The sequence below is a fragment of the Bacteroides propionicigenes genome, from assembly GCF_018390535.1.
Classification (GTDB): Bacteria; Bacteroidota; Bacteroidia; order Bacteroidales; family Bacteroidaceae; genus Bacteroides; species Bacteroides propionicigenes.
Genome location: NZ_JAHBBW010000004.1, coordinates 199,438 through 217,366, shown reverse-complemented (window position 1 = coordinate 217,366; position 17,929 = coordinate 199,438). Strand labels below are relative to the sequence as shown.

At 46.3% G+C, this 17,929-nt stretch carries 11 protein-coding genes; 5 read left to right on the top strand and 6 right to left on the bottom strand.

From position 1 onward, the window contains the following. Window positions 1-90 precede the first annotated feature (90 nt). Window positions 91-285: a hypothetical protein gene (locus tag KG118_RS07770; RefSeq protein WP_117711979.1), complete on the top strand. Its 195-nt coding sequence runs from the start codon at window positions 91-93 to the stop codon at window positions 283-285. Window positions 286-755: 470 nt separating this feature from the next. Then, window positions 756-4,133, top strand: a complete 3,378-nt coding sequence (locus KG118_RS07765; protein ID WP_117711976.1) for a TonB-dependent receptor — start codon at window positions 756-758, stop codon at window positions 4,131-4,133. Window positions 4,134-4,227: 94 nt separating this feature from the next. Here the strand turns inward: KG118_RS07765 and KG118_RS07760 are convergent, their stop codons facing one another. The 5 genes from KG118_RS07760 to KG118_RS07740 all read right to left on the bottom strand — a co-directional run bounded on the left by KG118_RS07760 (window position 4,228) and on the right by KG118_RS07740 (window position 11,630). After that, the gene (locus KG118_RS07760; RefSeq protein ID WP_213388398.1) at window positions 4,228-5,340 is read right to left on the bottom strand and encodes an endonuclease/exonuclease/phosphatase family protein; all 1,113 of its coding nucleotides are present in this window, start codon (window positions 5,338-5,340) and stop codon (window positions 4,228-4,230) included. Window positions 5,341-5,364: 24 nt separating this feature from the next. Beyond that, window positions 5,365-6,321, bottom strand: coding sequence for a D-2-hydroxyacid dehydrogenase (locus KG118_RS07755; RefSeq protein ID WP_117711971.1), 957 nt, complete (start codon window positions 6,319-6,321; stop codon window positions 5,365-5,367). A 32-nt stretch (window positions 6,322-6,353) separates the two neighbouring features. Further along, complete coding sequence (locus KG118_RS07750) at window positions 6,354-7,619, bottom strand: replication-associated recombination protein A (protein WP_117711969.1); 1,266 nt, start codon at window positions 7,617-7,619, stop codon at window positions 6,354-6,356. A gap of 30 nt (window positions 7,620-7,649) precedes the next feature. Further along, complete coding sequence (locus KG118_RS07745; protein WP_117712026.1) at window positions 7,650-10,235, bottom strand: DUF5686 and carboxypeptidase-like regulatory domain-containing protein; 2,586 nt, start codon at window positions 10,233-10,235, stop codon at window positions 7,650-7,652. A gap of 300 nt (window positions 10,236-10,535) precedes the next feature. Next, a complete protein-coding gene (locus KG118_RS07740) occupies window positions 10,536-11,630 on the bottom strand; it encodes a UDP-N-acetyl glucosamine 2-epimerase (RefSeq protein WP_117711966.1) in 1,095 nt (364 codons plus the stop codon). A gap of 81 nt (window positions 11,631-11,711) precedes the next feature. Here KG118_RS07740 and KG118_RS07735 point away from each other — a divergent pair, with 81 nt between their 5' ends. The 3 genes from KG118_RS07735 to KG118_RS07725 all read left to right on the top strand — a co-directional run bounded on the left by KG118_RS07735 (window position 11,712) and on the right by KG118_RS07725 (window position 15,143). After that, on the top strand, window positions 11,712-12,341 hold the full coding sequence (locus tag KG118_RS07735) for a trimeric intracellular cation channel family protein (RefSeq protein ID WP_117711964.1): 630 nt from the start codon (window positions 11,712-11,714) through the stop codon (window positions 12,339-12,341). A gap of 351 nt (window positions 12,342-12,692) precedes the next feature. Then, window positions 12,693-13,196: an RNA polymerase sigma factor gene (locus KG118_RS07730; RefSeq protein ID WP_005653557.1), complete on the top strand. Its 504-nt coding sequence runs from the start codon at window positions 12,693-12,695 to the stop codon at window positions 13,194-13,196. A gap of 171 nt (window positions 13,197-13,367) precedes the next feature. Continuing rightward, window positions 13,368-15,143 carry an oxaloacetate decarboxylase gene (locus tag KG118_RS07725; RefSeq protein WP_117711961.1) on the top strand — a complete coding sequence of 592 codons (1,776 nt, stop codon included), beginning with the start codon at window positions 13,368-13,370 and terminating at the stop codon, window positions 15,141-15,143. Between the two features lie 83 nt (window positions 15,144-15,226). On the opposite strand, the gene KG118_RS07720 is transcribed toward KG118_RS07725, so the two are convergent. Continuing rightward, window positions 15,227-17,920, bottom strand: coding sequence for a hybrid sensor histidine kinase/response regulator (locus KG118_RS07720; protein ID WP_117711958.1), 2,694 nt, complete (start codon window positions 17,918-17,920; stop codon window positions 15,227-15,229). Window positions 17,921-17,929: the final 9 nt, after the last annotated feature.

The window sequence follows — 17,929 nt, the reverse complement described above, 5'->3', positions numbered from 1 at the left end:
AGGCAGTGGGAAAGTTTTTTTGGTTGAGAGTAATCCCAATGTTTTTTTGTAAACTGACGAGGTTCTCATTAATTAAAAAAATAATAAGCAATGGATAATAATCCTGTTTGCACCTGCCTTATCAAGCAGGATTTGGAAGAAGCCGACGATCCATATAAGTTTCTCGACGAAAATTACTCTGTCCCCGGTATTCTTGATAATCTGGATAAACTTTCCAAAAATGAATTACGTTGTGCTTGCTGCCTGTTTGGGGTAGCGCTCCAAAAAGCCTTAAGCAAGAAATAGTTTTGAGAAAAATGACTTTTTCGGAGCAGTAGAAAAACCGTGGGGAGTGGTATGAAACTGGAATCCAAGAATATTCCCAGTTTTTATATACATGATAATCCGTTTTGAAGTATATCAAAATGAATTATGATATACATCAAAACAGGTTTCTGCCGGCTGAATATTTCTTGCACAAGTAGTATTTATTTGAATACTTACGCTCAAATGAAGCCGCTGAGTCTTTTAATGCTAAAATAAAATTGTTCAGAGCCAATTTGCATGGAGTAGCTGGCGATTTACGGGGTGAGATACCCGCAGAACAGGTGAGGTATCTCTAATAATGGCTATAAGGCTCTGTAACGAACTGCGGCTACTTTTAATTATCTCTTAAATAATGTAGCATAAATGTAACGATTCTATATATTATTTTACTTATCTTTGCCTCTGTTTTGAGAAATATAACATTTTAAGAAGCTAATTTAGAAACAATTATGTTAAAAAGACTGAGAATTATTTTTACGCTGATGCTGGTTTTGGCAGCTGTGGGCGTAAGTGCACAATTTACTACCTCTTCAATGAGCGGTAAAGTAGAGGATATGCAAAAGGAACCGATTATCGGTGCTACTATCCAAGCTATCCATGAAGCATCTGGAACCCGCTATGGGGCTATAACCAACGTAGACGGACGCTTCTCCATTCAAGGTATGCGTACGGGTAAGTACACGGTTGAAGTTTCTTTCGTGGGTTATCAGTCTGTAAAAGTGACAGATGCTACTTTGCAACTGGGAGTGAACTATCCGCTGGATGTGTTTATGAAGGAGTCTTCCGAGCTGTTGGACGAGGTGGTTGTAATGGGAACTGCTTCCAAGTTTGCCGGCGTAAAAACGGGAGCCGCTACTAATGTCTCTAATGACCAAATGCAGTTGCTCCCTTCTATAGACCGTAGCTTGAGCGACTTTACACGTCTCTCTCCCTATTCGGGTGCAAACAATACGCTCTCCGGACGTGATGGACGTACCAATACTTTCACCATAGACGGTGCTAACCTGAACAATAATTTCGGACTTTCTTCTACCTTGCCCGGTGGCGGTAATCCTATATCTCTGGACGCTATTGAGGAGTTGCAGGTAGTGGTGGCGCCTTTCGATGTACGCCAGACAAACTTTGTGGGTGGCGGGGTGAACGCCATCACCAAATCGGGGACGAATGTCTTCAAAGGAAGTGCCTATACTTATCAAAAGAATGAAAAATTCCGTGGTAACAAAGTTGATGGTTATAACCTTGGTGAGCGTGAAGAGGAATCGAAAGAAGTATATGGTGTCACTTTCGGAGGACCGATTATCAAGAACAAATTATTCTTCTTTGTGAACGGTGAGTACGAAAATCAACCGCAACCTATCACTAAGTGGAAACTCTCTGCCGATGGCAAAGCAAATGCCGACCAGATGATTTCGCGTGTGACGCCCGCAGATATGAAAGAATTTGCTGACATTCTGCAGAACAGATACGGTTATAATCCTGGCTCTTACACTGACTACGATGGTGGTACCAAGAACTATAAGTTTTTGGGACGTATCGACTGGAATATTACTGATGCCCATAAGTTGAGCGTACGCTATAATTATACTACCAATACGCAGGATTTACCAGCCAACGGTACCTCTACCGTAGGTGATCGCGCTTCTTCCAACCGTATCTCTAAAGATGCCATGGCTTTCGTAAACAATTGTTATGCCATGGAGAATACCGTATGGTCACTGGCTGCCGAATTGAACAGCCGTTTCGGTAACAATCTGGCAAACCGTTTCCTGTTTACATATTCCAATATTGAGGATTTACGTACTTCAGAATCATCTCCCTTCCCTCATATTGATATTTGGGATGGTGCGGGAAATGCCTTTATGAGTGCCGGTTATGAGTTATTCTCTTGGAATAATGCCGTGAAGAATAATATTCTGAATATTCAGGATAACATTACTTGGACACTGGGGAGACACAAGATAATCGGTGGTTTCAACTTTGAATATCAGAAGGCTTCCAATAGCTTTATGCGCTATGGAACAGGATATTATAAATTTAAGTCTTTTGAAGACTTCAAGAATGGCGCAGCTCCTATTGCTTTTGGTTTGACATATGGTTATAATGGTGAAACAGAACCTCTTGCCGAAGTTTCTTTTGCCCAAAGTGCTCTTTATCTGCAAGATGAGTGGGATGTTACCGACCGATTTAAACTGACTTACGGTGTGCGTGCCGACTTGATGTCTTATCTTACTGACCTGCAAACTAACGAGGCATACAAAGCATTAGATTGGAAAGACCATTTCATCAGCAAGAACGATCCTAATTACGACAACTATAAGGCCCCTGTGATTGATACGGGTAAATGGCCGAAAGCTTCCGTGCTGTTTTCTCCGCGTGTGGGATTCAATTGGGATATTATCGGTGACCGCAGTCTGGTGCTTCGCGGTGGTACAGGTATCTTTACGGGACGTATTCCATTGGTGTTCTTAACGAATATGCCTACCAATGCAATGATGTTGCAGAATACGATTTCCATATCCAATGACAAACAAGGTCAGTTAACAGCTCTCCAGCAATATGCCGCCAAGAATAACGGTGCGTATCCGACGAATGTGAATGATATGATTGAAGTACTTGGCTTGCCTAAAACTACTCCTTATACGGATGCTAATACTCCCGTCAGCTACGCTACCGTAGCAGGTGTTGCCGACGACTTCAAACTTCCGCAGGTGTGGAAGAATTCATTGGCGATAGATTATCGTCTGCCGATTTCGTTCCCGTTAACGCTGACTTTCGAGGCTATGGTAAATAAGGACATCAACGCTGTCAGCATGGAAAATTATAACATCGTTAATGTAGGTAATCTGGAACGTTTTGCCGGTCCTGACAATCGCTATGATTATAAATCTTGGAGTGGAAAGAATGGTACGATACAGTCAGGTGTAACAAGTGGAGCCGTTGTTCTGAAGAATACCAGCAAGGGACACAGCTCTACCATTAACGCTATGGTAACTGCCCAGCCTGTCTCTGACTTGAACTTGATGTTCTCTTATACTCATACCGTGTCTAAGGAACTTACCGGTTTACCGGGTAATCAGGCTTATTCTTCTTGGCAGAATCTGTACAGTGTAGACGGTCCAAATGAAGTGGGGTTATCTAATTCTCAATATGTAACTCCTAATAAGGTAATTGCATCCGCTTCCTATCGTATCAAGGAAGGTAAGAACTTTGCAACCAATATCGGCTTGTATTATGCCGGTTATAATAGCGGTATGTTCAGTTACTACTATGCTAATGATATGAACGGTGATGGTGCAGCCTATGACTTGATGTACATTCCTAAGACAAAAGATGAACTGAATTTTATTGATGTAAATCTGAAAGACGGTTCTATCGTCACAGCCGAAACACAGCGCGACATTTTCTGGAATTTTGTTGAACAGGATGATTATCTGAGCAGCCATAAGGGTGAATATGCTAAAGCTTATGACGTGAAGATGCCTTGGGTTCATCGTTTCGACTTAAAAATAGCACAGGACTTTAAACTGAAAGTGGGTAAGTCTACGAATACGCTTCAGGTTTCTTTGGACATCTTGAATGTGGGCAACTTGCTGAATAATGCGTGGGGTGTAACGAAGACAAACTCTTCTTGCAACTATGGTAAACTGTTGAATTATCAAGGAAAGACCGCTGATAATCAACCTAAATATTCGCTGTATGCTTATGACGGAAGCAATAAGTACTACAAGAGTCCTACTTTGACTGAAAAGTCCACAACTTTCACTAATTACAACAACTCATCCAACTGCTGGCAGTTGCAGATTGGTGTACGTTATATCTTCAATTAAAGTGGATTCTGTTCTCCGAGATAGAAATCAGAGACATTGAACATAAAAGCAAGGGCTGCTTCGGGAAAACCGAGGCAGCCTTTACTTTTTTTGCTTAGTATTTTACCGTAAACACCACCGGATTGTGGTCGCTGCATAAATCCAAGTTGGGAGAGTAGTAGTTGATGCAGTCCAGCTCGGGTGAATGGAAAGCATAGTCGATGCGCAGCATACGTTTGCCATAGCGATAGGTATACATATAACCGCATCCGCCTGTCTTGAAGCCATCTTTGAGAAACTCGGACAGTTGGTAGTAGGTGTAGGAGGAAGGCAATGAGTTAAAGTCTCCACACACCAGCACGGGATGGGGGCTGGCGATGGCAAGGTGACAAATGCTGTCCGTTTGGGCTGCACGTTTCATGAAGTTCTCGTGCAGAGTTTCGGCTGCATTTTGTACGGCTTGCGCCTCGCGACGGGTATCATTGGTGACAAGTTCGCGTTCCCATTTCCGACGGTTCTGGCTGACACTGGTGGTTTGCAGGTGGTTGTTAATAAGGCGGAGGGTGTCTGTACCCAAAACGACGTCGCACATCATACTGCAATTGGCGCTGTGGGGATAGGTGATGAAGCGTCCGCCCGCAAGCGGATAACGGCTGAATATCGCAATGGGAAGGATACCATGAATGGAGTCGTCTGCAGGAATAAGGGCGTACGGCCATTGGGAGAGGGCACGACGCAGGCTGTCTACCGTGAAGTGTTTGTTGTCGCCAAATTCCTGAAAACAGAGCACATCTACATACTGTTGTTGCATATACTTAGCTATTTCCTTGCAGGAATAGCCGGTAATTTCACCCCCGAAACTATGGACGTTGTAGGTGGCTATGGTGAGGTAATCGCCGGGTTTGCCTTTCTGATTTAGCGCCAGGGCAGTGGCGGGCACTTCATGGGTAGAGTTGAACTGGATAACTGCCGTCAGGTATTCCCAGTTGAAGAGGAAGGCTATCAGCGGGACGAACGCCCACTTCTTGCGTGCCAATGCCCAGCAAAGGGAAACTATCAGGCAGGACACCAGCAATACCGGCACGGCAAGACCTAATAATGGCATCATGGTGGAACTTTCCGGGTGGTAATGTCCGGAACGGGATGCTGCAATGGTGACAGCCGCCAACACGAAGGTGGCGGCTATCAGTATCAGTTGAAAGAGGCCTTTGACGGCGGCTTTTCCCATGGTAGATTTATGATTTATGGGGAACTATTTTATTACTGAGTTGATAGGCTTTCCGTCCATGAAGGCTTTTACATTATCCAGCATGATTTGCATGAGGCGTTCGCGTGCTGCGGCACTTGCCCAAGCTATGTGCGGGGTGATATAGCAATTCTTGGCAGTGAGCAAGGGGTTGTCTGCACGGGGTGGTTCTTGTGAGAGTACATCCAGTCCGGCGGCAAAGATAGTGCCGTTGTTCAAGGCATCGGCGAGGTCTTGTTCGTTGACGAGCGGTCCACGTCCGGTATTGATGAGAATGGCATTGGGCTTCATTTGCTTCAGACGGGCGGCATTAACCAGTTCGCGGGTGGAGTCTGTGAGAGGACAGTGCAGGCTGATGATGTCACAGTTGGCAAAGAGTTCGTCAAGCTCTGTTTTCTTGATTTCGGGAGGAAGCTGGAACGGTGATTTGGATGTGTACGCGTGTACCTCCATGCCAAAGCCGATGGCAATACGGGCGGTGTTGTAGCCTGTTTGCCCCAGACCGATAATACCGATTTTCTTGCCACGCAGTTCGATGAGCGGGGTGTCCCAGAAACAGAAGTCGGGGTTACTGCTCCATCGGCCTTTACGTACTTCGTCGGTGTAGTGCTGCACATGCTGCGCGATGTTGAGGATGTGTGCAAAGACCATTTGCGCAACGGAAGCAGTGCTGTATGCCGGAATATTGGTGACGATGATACCCCGTTCTTTGGCAGCTTCGGTATCGACAATGTTATATCCGGTGGCGAGCACTCCGATGTATTTCAGATTGGGCAGGGCGGCTATGGTTTCTGCGTTGAGCACAACTTTGTTTGTCAACAATATGTCTGCTCCGGCAGCGCGCTCCAGTACTTCGGAAGGGGCGGTACGGTCGTAAATGGTGCATTCTCCCAGACTTTTCAGTTCCTCCCAAGAGAGGTCTCCGGGATTGGCGGCATAGCCGTCTAATACTACAATGTTCATCTTTATGGTTATTAGTTATTAGTAATTGATGATTATTCCTTTTTCCCCCATAATGCTTGCATCCTTTCCTTATGTTTCTGTTCGGCGGGATTATCTTGAGGGTGCCAGATGCGGCGGTCTTTCAGATCGTCGGGCAGGAACTGCTGGCGGACGAAGTTGCCGGGATAATCATGGGCATATTTATAGTTGTCGCCGTAGCCGAGCTGTTTCATCAGCTTGGTAGGGGCGTTTCGCAGATGCAGGGGGACGGGCAGGTTACCTGTCTGTCGCACCAGTTCGAGGGCATCGTTGATGGCCATATAGGCAGAGTTGCTTTTGGGACTGGTGGCGAGGTAAATCGTGGTCTCTGCAAGTGGAATGCGTCCTTCGGGCCAGCCCACTTTCATAATGGTGTCGAAACAGGCATTGGCAAGTAACAAGGCGTTGGGGTTTGCCAGTCCGATGTCTTCGGAAGCGGATATGACGAGACGACGGGCTATGAAAGCGGGATCTTCACCACCTTCTACCATGCGTGCCAACCAGTAGATAGCTCCGTCAGGGTCACTGCCGCGGATGGACTTGATAAAGGCTGAGATGATGTCATAGTGCATCTCCCCGTCTTTGTCGTAGGCAAGGGGATTTTGCTGAAGACGGTCGGTCACCATTTCATCGGTGATGACTATGGGGTCTCCGGCTTCGGACTGTACAACGAGGTCGAGAATGTTGAGTAGTTTGCGGGCATCACCTCCACTGTAACGGAGCATAGCGGTAGTCTCCTTGAGCTCTATTTGCCGCTCTTTCAGTTGGACGTCCGTAGTTATGGCACGTTGGAGTAGTTCCGACAGGTCTTCTTTCTCCAGTGATTTCAGTACATAGAGCTGGCAACGGGAGAGTAACGGACGGATTACCTCAAATGAGGGGTTCTCGGTAGTAGCGCCTATCAACGTCACCGTTCCCTGCTCCACGGCGCCGAGCAGCGAGTCTTGCTGCGATTTGCTGAAACGGTGGATTTCATCGATGAACAGTATAGGGCTTGCCTGAGAGAAAAAACGGTTGCTCTTGGCACGGTCTATTACGTCGCGTACATCCTTTACACCGCTGGTTACAGCGCTGAGAGTGTAAAACGGTGTTTCCAGTTTGTTGGCTATAATCTGGGCAAGCGTTGTCTTGCCCACTCCTGGAGGACCCCACAGGATGAATGAGGAGATACGCCCTGCGTCAATCATCTTGCGCAGTACAGCTCCCGGTCCTACCAAGTGTTTCTGACCGATGTACTCGTCTAATGTCTTTGGCCGAAGCCGTTCTGCTAATGGTTGCATGACTGTATTGAATTATGAATTCATAATTCCTTAAAATATCATTAATATCATAAACCGTACTCCGCCTTTCTTTACCCCCGGTATGTCGGTGTAGGTGAGGCGGCGCACATATTCTATATGCAGTAACTTGAAGATGTTATAGATACCTACACTGGCTTCAACGTAAGGCGTGTGTCCCATAACGTGGCTGGTGGGCATACCGTCGCGCATGGGGAAAAGGAACAAATCGGGGTTGTTGCTTTTGTACGGGTTGTTTTTGTCTGTCAGTGTGCCCCACATACCGCGGATGCGGAACATCTCTCTCCACTTCAGTTTCTTGATGAGGGGGATGCGGTTGAAGAGCTTTCCGTTCATGTCGTAGCTGAGGGCGAGCGAGGCGTAGCGGTCGTTCAGGAACTCCATATTGTCGATGAGGTTGAACGATTCGTTATTTTGGGTAATGTATGAAAGGTTTGCCATCGGGAGGTTCAGCAACGGGAAGGGGACGGTGTTCCATTGCGCACCGGCGCGGGCGGTAACGTCCAGTTTACCCCACGAACCAAACCAAAAACGTTTGCGTATACTGGCTTCTGTAAGGTTGAAGTTGTATTCGCCTCCCAGCACGCCTTTCAAGCCTACGGTGTGTGAGAGGGTGAATGTAGGTGCATCCAGTGATACGGGTACGCGGCGTTGCTTGGTGTTGACAAACGTCTCACCGGGGGCATAGCGTAGGGTCAGCCCCATTTCGGTGGTGGTGATGTCGTGCACCAGAGTGTTCTTTTCGTCCCATTCGCCGGGGGTAGTGCCGTTGTTCTTCCAATATTGCAACATTCCGGCGGGTTGGTCGTTACGGTGGCGTGCCATAGCCTTGACAGAGAAACCGGATTGGGTTTCGAGTTCGTAGGTCAGGGTGGCGTCGCGCATATATGACATCTGGTCTACGGTGGTCCATTTCCAGCCGACGAACATATTGTCCTTGTCTGTTGCCAGGTATTTGTCCATAGGGGACATCACATCGTAGGTGTACTGGAAGGCGAGGTAGTGCTTGGGGAACTCCCAGAGGACGTACTCGCGTTTGTTGAAAGAGTAGGCAGCCTGTCCGGAGTAGAACCATTTTTTGTCACGCGTACCGTAGGCTCCATAGCCGCTGAAACTCCAGTGCGGATGCAGGTTACCGGTGGTCATACCACTGAGACGGAAACGGGTCCCGTTCACATAGTTACTGGTAATCATGGTGTTGATGGGGCCGAAGTCAAACTTGCTGGGATGCTTCTTGCTACCCGTTTCCACAAAATTCTCAATGAGCGCCTTTGCACCGAAGATGACATATTTGAAACCCGGTATCTGTTCGATGCGGTTCATGAATACGTCCATAGAACTTTCTTTCTTGGTGAGCGGCACTTGGCGTACTTTAGCCCAGTATTCGTCACTCTTGGCAAGCATATTGGCTTCTTTGATGACACTTCCTTTCAAACGGAAAAGACGGGGTTCTATCTCGTCGAATTTGTAGTCGCTGTACTTGGTGGTACGTTGCACTTCCAGACCTTGTATGCCTTTCATCAGGGCGAGTTCCACTGTCATGTCGTCGTCGGTGAGTACCCAATTGCTGTCGGGCAGTTGTTCAAACTGTTGCACGATGTCGAGGTTCTCCACGAAGTTGACGCCTGTCTTCTTGGGTAGGTTCATAATGGCCTTCTTTACGGCATAGGTGGAATCTTTCACTACATACAGGTGTCCGGTGAAACCGAAATCCTGTGAGTTCTGGGGCACAAAGGTGAGGTGCACGCACTCTTGCTTGTCCACCATAAGGGTGTCCATGAGGTAGAACTTGTAGAAGCTGATAGCTCCACGTCCGATAGGGCTGACAAAGCGACGTTGCAGCAGGCGGATGTCATCATCATAGATGTTGATATCAGAGAATACGTCAGTGAGAATAGTTCCCAGCATATCACCCGTATTGAAGAATTCTTCGATACCGTTGGAGTTCATACCTTCGATGATGGTCTTTTCGCTCTTGGGGCTTTTGCGGTAGATGGTCTTGGAAGCTGTCTCCTTGATGGAGATAGGCAGAATCATCTTATTGGTTTTGGGCGAGAGTTCCACTTGGTCTTTGAAGAAAGAGAATTTCTTGTAGATGCCTTTTTCCATTTTCTCCGGGGTGACATCGTTGATGGACATTTTCATCTTTTCGTACTTTTGGTACTGGTAGTAGTCGTTCTCTTCGAGTTTTAAGGCTTTCTTATTCTCGATGACTTTCTTCATGAACTCTACGGCAGGATTGTTCTTGCGCGAGTATTTCTCTTTTTTGGGCTTGACAACGACTTCGGAAAGCATCACGTCGGCAGGGGCCAGCTTTACGTTGAGCTCTTTTGTTCCGGGAGCGAATTTTACTTTCTTGGTGATGTAGCCAATGGCGGAGAAGGTCAGCTCGTTCCAGCCTTTACGGGTCTCTACCTGATATTCTCCGTCGGCATTGGAAATACTGCCTACGCCTTTTCCCTCGTACTGTACGGTGATGTACATCAGCGGCTCGTGGGTCAGAGAGTCCGTTATGACTCCTTTTATCTGTGCCGATGCTCCGGTAGAAGCGAATAGCAACAGTAGAAGAAACAGGGTTATACTGTATAATGGTTTCATATGTTTCATAATCAATTTGCAAAGTTAGCAATTTACTGTTAATCAAGAAGCAAATATTTTTTAAAGAATACTTAAGAGAAACCCGCTTTATCAGCCGCCACCTTATTTCCCTATCTCTCCTGTTTCTTCCCTCTTGTTTGTTAATATTGACAGGATAGAGCGTGATTTATATAGAATAGTGACAATCTTTCATACGTATGAAAAACAGATATGATATACATCAAAACGGACTTTGATGTATATCATAATTAATCCGCAAGGGTATCTGTCTCCTGCGGGATGATTTCCGAAATGGTTTTCCTATACCTTTTCTCCATTTATCAATGTCTGTACAATGCGTTCGGCTGTACGTCCGTCCCAGCGGTCAGGCAGAGTGGCGTGTTTCCATTCGCCGTGCAACAGTTTGTCGAGGGAGGCGGAAAGAGCGAAGGAGTTCTCTCCGACAAGTTCGTTGGTTCCGATGCGCCAAGTCTCGGGGTGTTCGGCATAAGTGTTGAGTGTGATGCAGGGTACGTCGAGGAAGGTGGCCTCTTCGGCTATGTTGCCGGAGTCGGTCACTATACCTTTAGCTTGGTTGATGAGGAAGCCGAAGTGCAGATAACTTTGGGGCGGGAGGATATGCAGGTGGGGCATATCAAGCCCCAGTGATTTGATGGCGCGCTCTACGTACGGGTGTATGGGGGCTACGATAGGCATATCGCCGGCTTTTTCTGCCAGCGTCTGCATCAGGGAGGAGAGTATGGCTTTCTTCTCCAACAGATCGTGGCGATTGAGGGTGAGCAATAGGTAATTGCCTTTGCGCAGTCCGAGGCTGGAAAACCAAAGCGGTTGTATCAGGCGGTGGCGGTTGTAACGAATGGTGTCGATGAGAATATTGCCTACGTAATGGATGTATTCCGGTATCATTCCCTCTTGATTGAGGTTTCGGTTAGCTATCATTCCGGCAGTGAAGAGATAGTCGGAAATGGCATCTACGATGGTGCGGTTTACCTCACGAGGCATATTCATGTCGAACGAACGCGTACCGGCAATGACGTGTGCCACTTTCAGTCCGCGCTTTTTGGCTACGATGGCACAGCTCATGGTGGCGGTCATGTCATCCACAACGAGTACTACTTGGGCGGGATGCTCGTTGAGCTCACGTTCGAAAGCGAGCATGATGGAGGCGGCTACCTGCGAGTGGTCGCGCCCGCTGATACCTAAATAGGCATCGGGTTTGCGCATGGCAAGGTCAGAGAAGAGCGAGGCATCCAGGGTGGTATCATCCTGAGGACCGGTGTAGACTATGCGATAGGAGATGTTTTTACCTGTCTCTCTGGCGGCGTCAATGGCACGGCAGAGGGGAGCAATTTTCATGAAGTTGGGACGTGCGCCCGATACGATGGTTATTTTCATTGCTGATATATAAATTGGTGGGACAAAAATACATTTTCTTAGGGAATTTATTTGTTACTTTGCAAAAAAAGAAATACTCTCATGCCAACATTTGTTCAGATACTCGACTTCATTGGTACGTTTGCATTTGCTATCAGCGGCATACGTCTGGCTTCGGCAAAGCGTTTCGACTGGTTCGGCGCATACGTGGTGGGCTTCGTTACGGCCATTGGCGGTGGTACGATACGTGACCTTCTGCTGGATGTCACCCCCGGCTGGATGACAGATCCCATTTATCTGATATGTACCGGACTCGCTTTGTTGTGGGTTATTTTTTTCGGGAAGCATCTTATTCATCTGCACAATACATTCTTTATCTTCGACACAATCGGCCTGGCGCTGTTTACGGTGGTGGGCGTGGGCAAGAGTTTGGCGTTGGGCTATCCGTTTTGGGTGGCAATCATCATGGGAAGCATCACCGGAGCGGCAGGCGGTGTGATAAGGGATGTCTTTATCAATGAAATCCCTCTTATTTTCCGCAAAGAGATATATGCGATGGCATGTGTAGTGGGGGGTACGGCCTATTGGATATGTGAACTGTTGGGTATGCACTCCTACGGTTGTCAGGTGATAGGCGGAATATCGGTATTCATTACCCGTATTTTGGCTGTGAAATATAAAATTTGCCTGCCTATACTTACGGGTAATGACGAAGAGGGAGAAGGGAAATAAAGCTGACTTTTCCAACCCTTTTTCTGTGTTTGTGTTTGCCTGAAATGACAATCCGCTTTCATTACAGGCAAATATTTTTTATAGGTCTACCTGCGTTTGTACTCTCCTTAGCCATATTTTTGTTTATCTTATGGTAATATTGTTATAAATTAGCGATAAAATTGTACTTTTTACCGGGTTACGTTACCTTTTGCTAACCTGAAAACTGTCAAAATAGGGGGTGAAATCTGTCAAGTGATAGTTTTCACCCTAAAGAATGCCCGTATTTCATCCCTCAAGACTTGGAAACTTCCGTATACTTGCAACCACTAAACCTAAACGATTATTAACCATAAAAAAAATTAGCAAAGTATGAACACTTACAGTTTTAGAAAAGATTTGCTTGCTGTGCAAGAAGAACTGCTTCGCTTTGCATACAAATTGACGGCCGATCGGGAAGAAGCGAATGATTTGTTGCAGGAGACCTCTCTTAAAGCCTTGGATAATGAGGACAAATACGAACCTGACACCAATTTTAAAGGTTGGATGTATACCATCATGCGTAACATCTTTATTAATAACTACCGAAAAATAGTGCGCGAACAGACTTTCGTCGATCAGACTGATAATCTGTATCATCTGAGTATGCCGCAGGATTCCGGTTTTGCAAGTACCGAAGGCGCTTACGACCTGAAGGAAATGCACCGCATTGTCAATTCATTGCCACGTGATTATAAAGTTCCTTTTTCCATGCACGTTTCCGGATTTAAATACCGTGAGATTGCCGAGCGCCTTGGATTACCCCTCGGAACGGTAAAGAGCCGCATCTTCTTCACCAGACAGAAGCTGCAGGAAGAATTGAAGGATTTTATTTAGTAAATTGAGAATTGAGAATTTAAAAATCCCAATTCTCAATTTACTAAATGATATAAAACATATCTTTTAAGTGAATTTTTATAGGATTATTTTGACTATATGTTAGAATAATCCTTTATATTTGTATATACCAAGTTAACCTGATGAACAAATAGTTAATAACCTATTGCAATGAAAAAAGAAATTAAATTCAGTCTTGTTTACCGCGATATGTGGCAGTCGTCCGGTAAATACCAGCCGCGAGTAGACCAGTTGGTGCGTATCGCACCGTTGATTATCGAAATGGGCTGTTTCGCACGTGTCGAGACTAATGGTGGTGCTTTCGAGCAAGTGAATCTTCTCTATGGTGAGAATCCGAACAAGGCCGTCCGTGCCTTTACCAAACCTTTCAATGATGCCGGCATACAGACCCATATGTTAGATAGAGGACTGAATGCATTGCGTATGTATCCCGTACCTGCCGATGTACGCCGGCTGATGTACAAAGTGAAACATGCGCAAGGTGTGGACATTACCCGCATTTTTTGCGGACTGAACGAAACACGCAACATCATCCCATCCATCCGCTATGCACTTGAAGCCGGCATGATACCGCAGGCAACACTCTGCATTACTCATTCGCCTGTACATACGGTGGAGTACTACACAGGTATTGCTGACCGGCTTATCGAAGCGGGGGCGCCCGAAATTTGCTTGAAGGACATGGCGGGCATCGGCCGTCCGGGTATGTTGGGAGAACTGACTAAGGCTATCAAAGAAAAACATCCTGACGTACTGATACAGTATCACGGGCATAGTGGTCCGGGGCTTTCAATGGCTTCTATTCTCGAAGTCTGTGAAAACGGAGCCGACATTATAGATGTAGCTATGGAACCTATGTCGTGGGGAAAGGTGCATCCGGATGTTATTTCAGTACAAGCCATGTTGCGTGATAAAGGCTTCCAAGTGCCCGACATCAATATGAAGGCTTACATGAAGGCACGTGCCATGACACAGGAATTTATCGACGATTTTCTCGGTTATTTTATGGACCCAACCAATAAGCATATGTCATCCCTGCTCTTGAAGTGCGGGCTGCCGGGTGGTATGATGGGGTCCATGATGGCTGATTTGAAAGGGGTGCATTCCGGCATCAACATGATATTGAAAGGAAAAAATCAACCGGAACTCAGTATAGATGACTTGTTGGTGATGCTCTTTGACGAAGTGGAATATGTATGGCCTAAATTGGGTTATCCGCCTTTGGTAACCCCCTTCAGCCAATACGTCAAGAATGTTGCGTTGATGAACGTGATGCAGCTGGTGAAAGGTGAAGAACGCTGGACGATGATTGATAACCATACTTGGGATATGATTTTGGGCAAAAGCGGACGTTTGCCGGGTGAACTGGCCTCTGAAATCATAGAACTTGCCAGGTCCAAAGGGTACGAGTTTGTTGATACGGATCCTCAGTCCAACTATCCGGACGCTCTGGATGAGTATCGTAAAGAAATGGATGAAAATGGTTGGGAATATGGTGATGATGAGGAGGAACTCTTTGAATTGGCCATGCACGATCGTCAGTATCGCGACTATAAGTCGGGTGCTGCCAAGAAGCGTTTCCGGGATGAACTGGAACGTGTTAAAGATGCGGCTATGGCAAAGAGCGGATATTCGGAAGAGGAGATAAGGAAGCTGAAACGCGCTAAAGCCGATCCTATCATAGCTCCATCCAAAGGACAGGTGCTTTGGGAAGTTTCTGTAGAAGGTCCGTCTGCAGCACCGTTTATCGGACGCAAGTATCAGCATGACGAGATATTCTGCTATCTCTCTACGCCGTGGGGTGAGTATGAAAAAGTAATGACCGGATTTACAGGTCGTGTTGTTGAAGTATGTGCTCAGCAAGGCGCTAACGTCAACAAGGGAGATGTTATAGCATATATCCAGCGAAGTGATATCTTTGCATAAAACAGGAAAAGTAGTGGTTAGCGGTTAGTACCTTGCGACATAATAGCGCAGTCTGCTAATCACTAGCCACTACTCGTAAATCACTATTTCAAGTATTTTTCTATCAGCCCTTTAAGCTTTTCCTGTGTATAGGGTTTTGTGAGGAATTCATTGCAACCGACATCAAAGGCCGCTTGTTTGTCTTGTTCGTAAGCATAGGCGGTGAGGGCGATTATGGGTGTCTTGGGCGAAAGCTCACGAATGATTTTTGTGGCATCTAACCCTCCGAGATTAGGCATTTTCATATCCATTAGAATCAATTCCGGATGTAGTTCCTCAAACATGGCTATGGCTTCCATGCCGTCTTTGGCGCGCTCCAAGTGGTATGACTTTCCTAAAATGGCCTTGACGAGGATGTAATTACTGTCTGTATCTTCGGCCACCAATATGGTCGGGGATTTGAGTTCTTCGGAAGCTTTTAATGTTGCGGGCTCTTGTACTCCTATGCTCTCTGCGTCAGAACCGGAGGGATTACTTCTCTGTTCCGTAGCGTCAGATACACCGGAATTATTTTCAGGTAGCTCGGATGATGTTTGCATTACTTCTTCTTTCTTTGTGGGTGAGGGTAAAGTAAAAATGAAAGTTGTCCCTTCTCCCATTTCCGAACTGACGGATATAGTGCCGCCCAGCCGCTCGATGATGGTTTTGCAGATGGATAATCCTAAACCTGTGCCTTGTGCAAAACTGTTCACCTTGACAAAACGTTCAAAAACCTTACTCAGCTTGTCTGCTTCAATGCCTATACCGGTGTCGCTAACGTGAAATTCTATTTCGTCTCCTTTGCGGCAATATCCGTAGCTGACACTACCGCTTGTAGTGAACTTAAAGGCATTGCCAATGAGATTGGATACTACTTGGAAAATGCGGTTCTTGTCTCCTTCGATAACAATATCCTCCTCAGAGGGCTCGTAGATGAGCTCCACTCCCAACGGGCAGCGGAATTTCAGCGCATCGTGTATTTCCTTGCAGAGCGGATGCAGACGGACGGGGGTGATGGTGAATTCTACCATACCTGCTTCTATCTTGGAGAGGTCCAGAATTTCATTAATCAGTTGCAGAAGCCTTTCGTTATTGGCTTCCACAATGTCGTAGTAATTTTTTCGTTCTTCGGCATCGGTGCTTTCGGCGATGATTCTGGAAAATCCTACAATGGCGTTGAGCGGAGTACGTATCTCGTGGCTCATATTGGCGAGGAAGGCGGACTTCAATTGGTCGGAGGTTTCCGCTTTTTCTTTGGCAACGAGGAGTTCGCGCTTCATTCGCTCCATTTCGGTGATGTCCCATTCAATACTCAATAGGATAGGGGGGAAGTCGTTGCTGTCAATGCGCATCTTTCGTTTATCCAAGAAGATGGACTTGCCGTTCTGGTCGTGTTCCTCGGCAATCCAGTGTTTTTCGATTCCGGTTCTGGCTATTTCGATGTCCTGTCTTCTCTTTTCTTGTGCAATGTCAAGGGGGTAGAAGTCAAAATCGTCCTTGCCCAATGCTTCTTTCATGGGGATATTGCGGTTGTATGATTCGCGGTTGCGGTATAGGTATCTGAAACCGTTTTCAATGTCTTTTACGACGATGCCGGCAGGTAGGTTTTCAATCGTCTTATCCAGGATTTGGCTGAATCGCTTGATTTGCTGTTCGTTTTTGATGCGTAGGGTAATGTCTCTGCCAAAGGCCCATAGAATGTCCTCTCCCTTGTCGCTGGTCACCCAGTAGGCATTCCCTTCCATAGCCAGGACTTCGGGGTGCAGAGGCAGGGGCTTTGGAAGAATAAATCCGTTATGTTCCTCTCCTTTATTTACGGAGGCTATGACTTTTTTCCACCCTTCTTCACCTTGAGGATATGCATCCAACTGACAGATATTTATCTGTGTGATGTCGTCTGTTATTCCGATATTATGATGCTGTCTGAAACGGCGATTGGCAAAAACGAGCATACCGTCCTCGTGAGCGGCAAATATGTCTTCCGCAGAGTTGTTGATGGCATGTGTCAGTAAATTGATGTCATTGCGTCGTTGCTGTATATCGGTAATGTTTTGTATATAGCCTTCCAATATAGTGCTTCCATTTTTGTGTATTTCACGTGAGAAAGTTTTCAGGCGGATATAGTATACTTGTTTTTGATAGTGAATACGATATTCCACGCTTTCTTCGAGGTTCCCTTGTAGGTTTCGTATCAGCCACTTGCCGAATACGTCACGGTCTTCGGGCAGGACGTATTCCATATATTCTCCAAGTTGTATCTCCTGCTTTTCTTCCGTACACATCACTCCGCTGTGTCCAGAGTAGCCAAAGCTGGTTTTGTTGGAGTCGTATCGCCACCTTCCGATAAGGGCGGCTTTCTGTATTTCGTTGAGTTCGTAGTTATTCTTCTCCAGTTTCAGTTTGCGCTGGCTTCGTTCTGTGATATCACGGTATTGGCAGAGCACCATATCTTCGTAGGGGCGCATGATACACTTGAAGAAGTAGGTTTTGTCGCCGATAGTCAGTTCATAATTCTGAATGGATATTTTTCTGTGTACAAGTACCTTCTCGAATTCAGGGCGGACCTGCCGATAGGTGGAAGGCGGCAATAATTGGAGGATATTCTTACCTTGTAACCGGTCTTCTTTCAGAAACCATAGATCGACGTTGTACACTGCGATGTCCACGCAGATGCCGTTTTTGTCCAGTAAGATCATGGTGTCTGATGTCAGTTTCAACAGCTTTTCGGCATTCTCTGCGTTTTTTAGGATGTTTTTCATAGTTCTCTT

Bases quoted from the DNA above. Each gene is read 5' to 3' on its own strand.
- KG118_RS07735 (WP_117711964.1), top strand. From the start codon at position 11,712: ATGCCAACATTTGTTCAGATACTCGACTTCATTGGTACGTTTGCATTT.
- KG118_RS07725 (WP_117711961.1), top strand. From the start codon at position 13,368: ATGAAAAAAGAAATTAAATTCAGTCTTGTTTACCGCGATATGTGGCAG.
- KG118_RS07740 (WP_117711966.1), bottom strand. From the start codon at position 11,630: ATGAAAATAACCATCGTATCGGGCGCACGTCCCAACTTCATGAAAATT.
- KG118_RS07730 (WP_005653557.1), top strand. From the start codon at position 12,693: ATGAACACTTACAGTTTTAGAAAAGATTTGCTTGCTGTGCAAGAAGAA.
- KG118_RS07750 (WP_117711969.1), bottom strand. From the start codon at position 7,619: ATGCAACCATTAGCAGAACGGCTTCGGCCAAAGACATTAGACGAGTAC.
- KG118_RS07770 (WP_117711979.1), top strand. From the start codon at position 91: ATGGATAATAATCCTGTTTGCACCTGCCTTATCAAGCAGGATTTGGAA.
- KG118_RS07720 (WP_117711958.1), bottom strand. From the start codon at position 17,920: ATGAAAAACATCCTAAAAAACGCAGAGAATGCCGAAAAGCTGTTGAAA.
- KG118_RS07745 (WP_117712026.1), bottom strand. From the start codon at position 10,235: ATGAAACCATTATACAGTATAACCCTGTTTCTTCTACTGTTGCTATTC.
- KG118_RS07760 (WP_213388398.1), bottom strand. From the start codon at position 5,340: ATGGGAAAAGCCGCCGTCAAAGGCCTCTTTCAACTGATACTGATAGCC.
- KG118_RS07765 (WP_117711976.1), top strand. From the start codon at position 756: ATGTTAAAAAGACTGAGAATTATTTTTACGCTGATGCTGGTTTTGGCA.
- KG118_RS07755 (WP_117711971.1), bottom strand. From the start codon at position 6,321: ATGAACATTGTAGTATTAGACGGCTATGCCGCCAATCCCGGAGACCTC.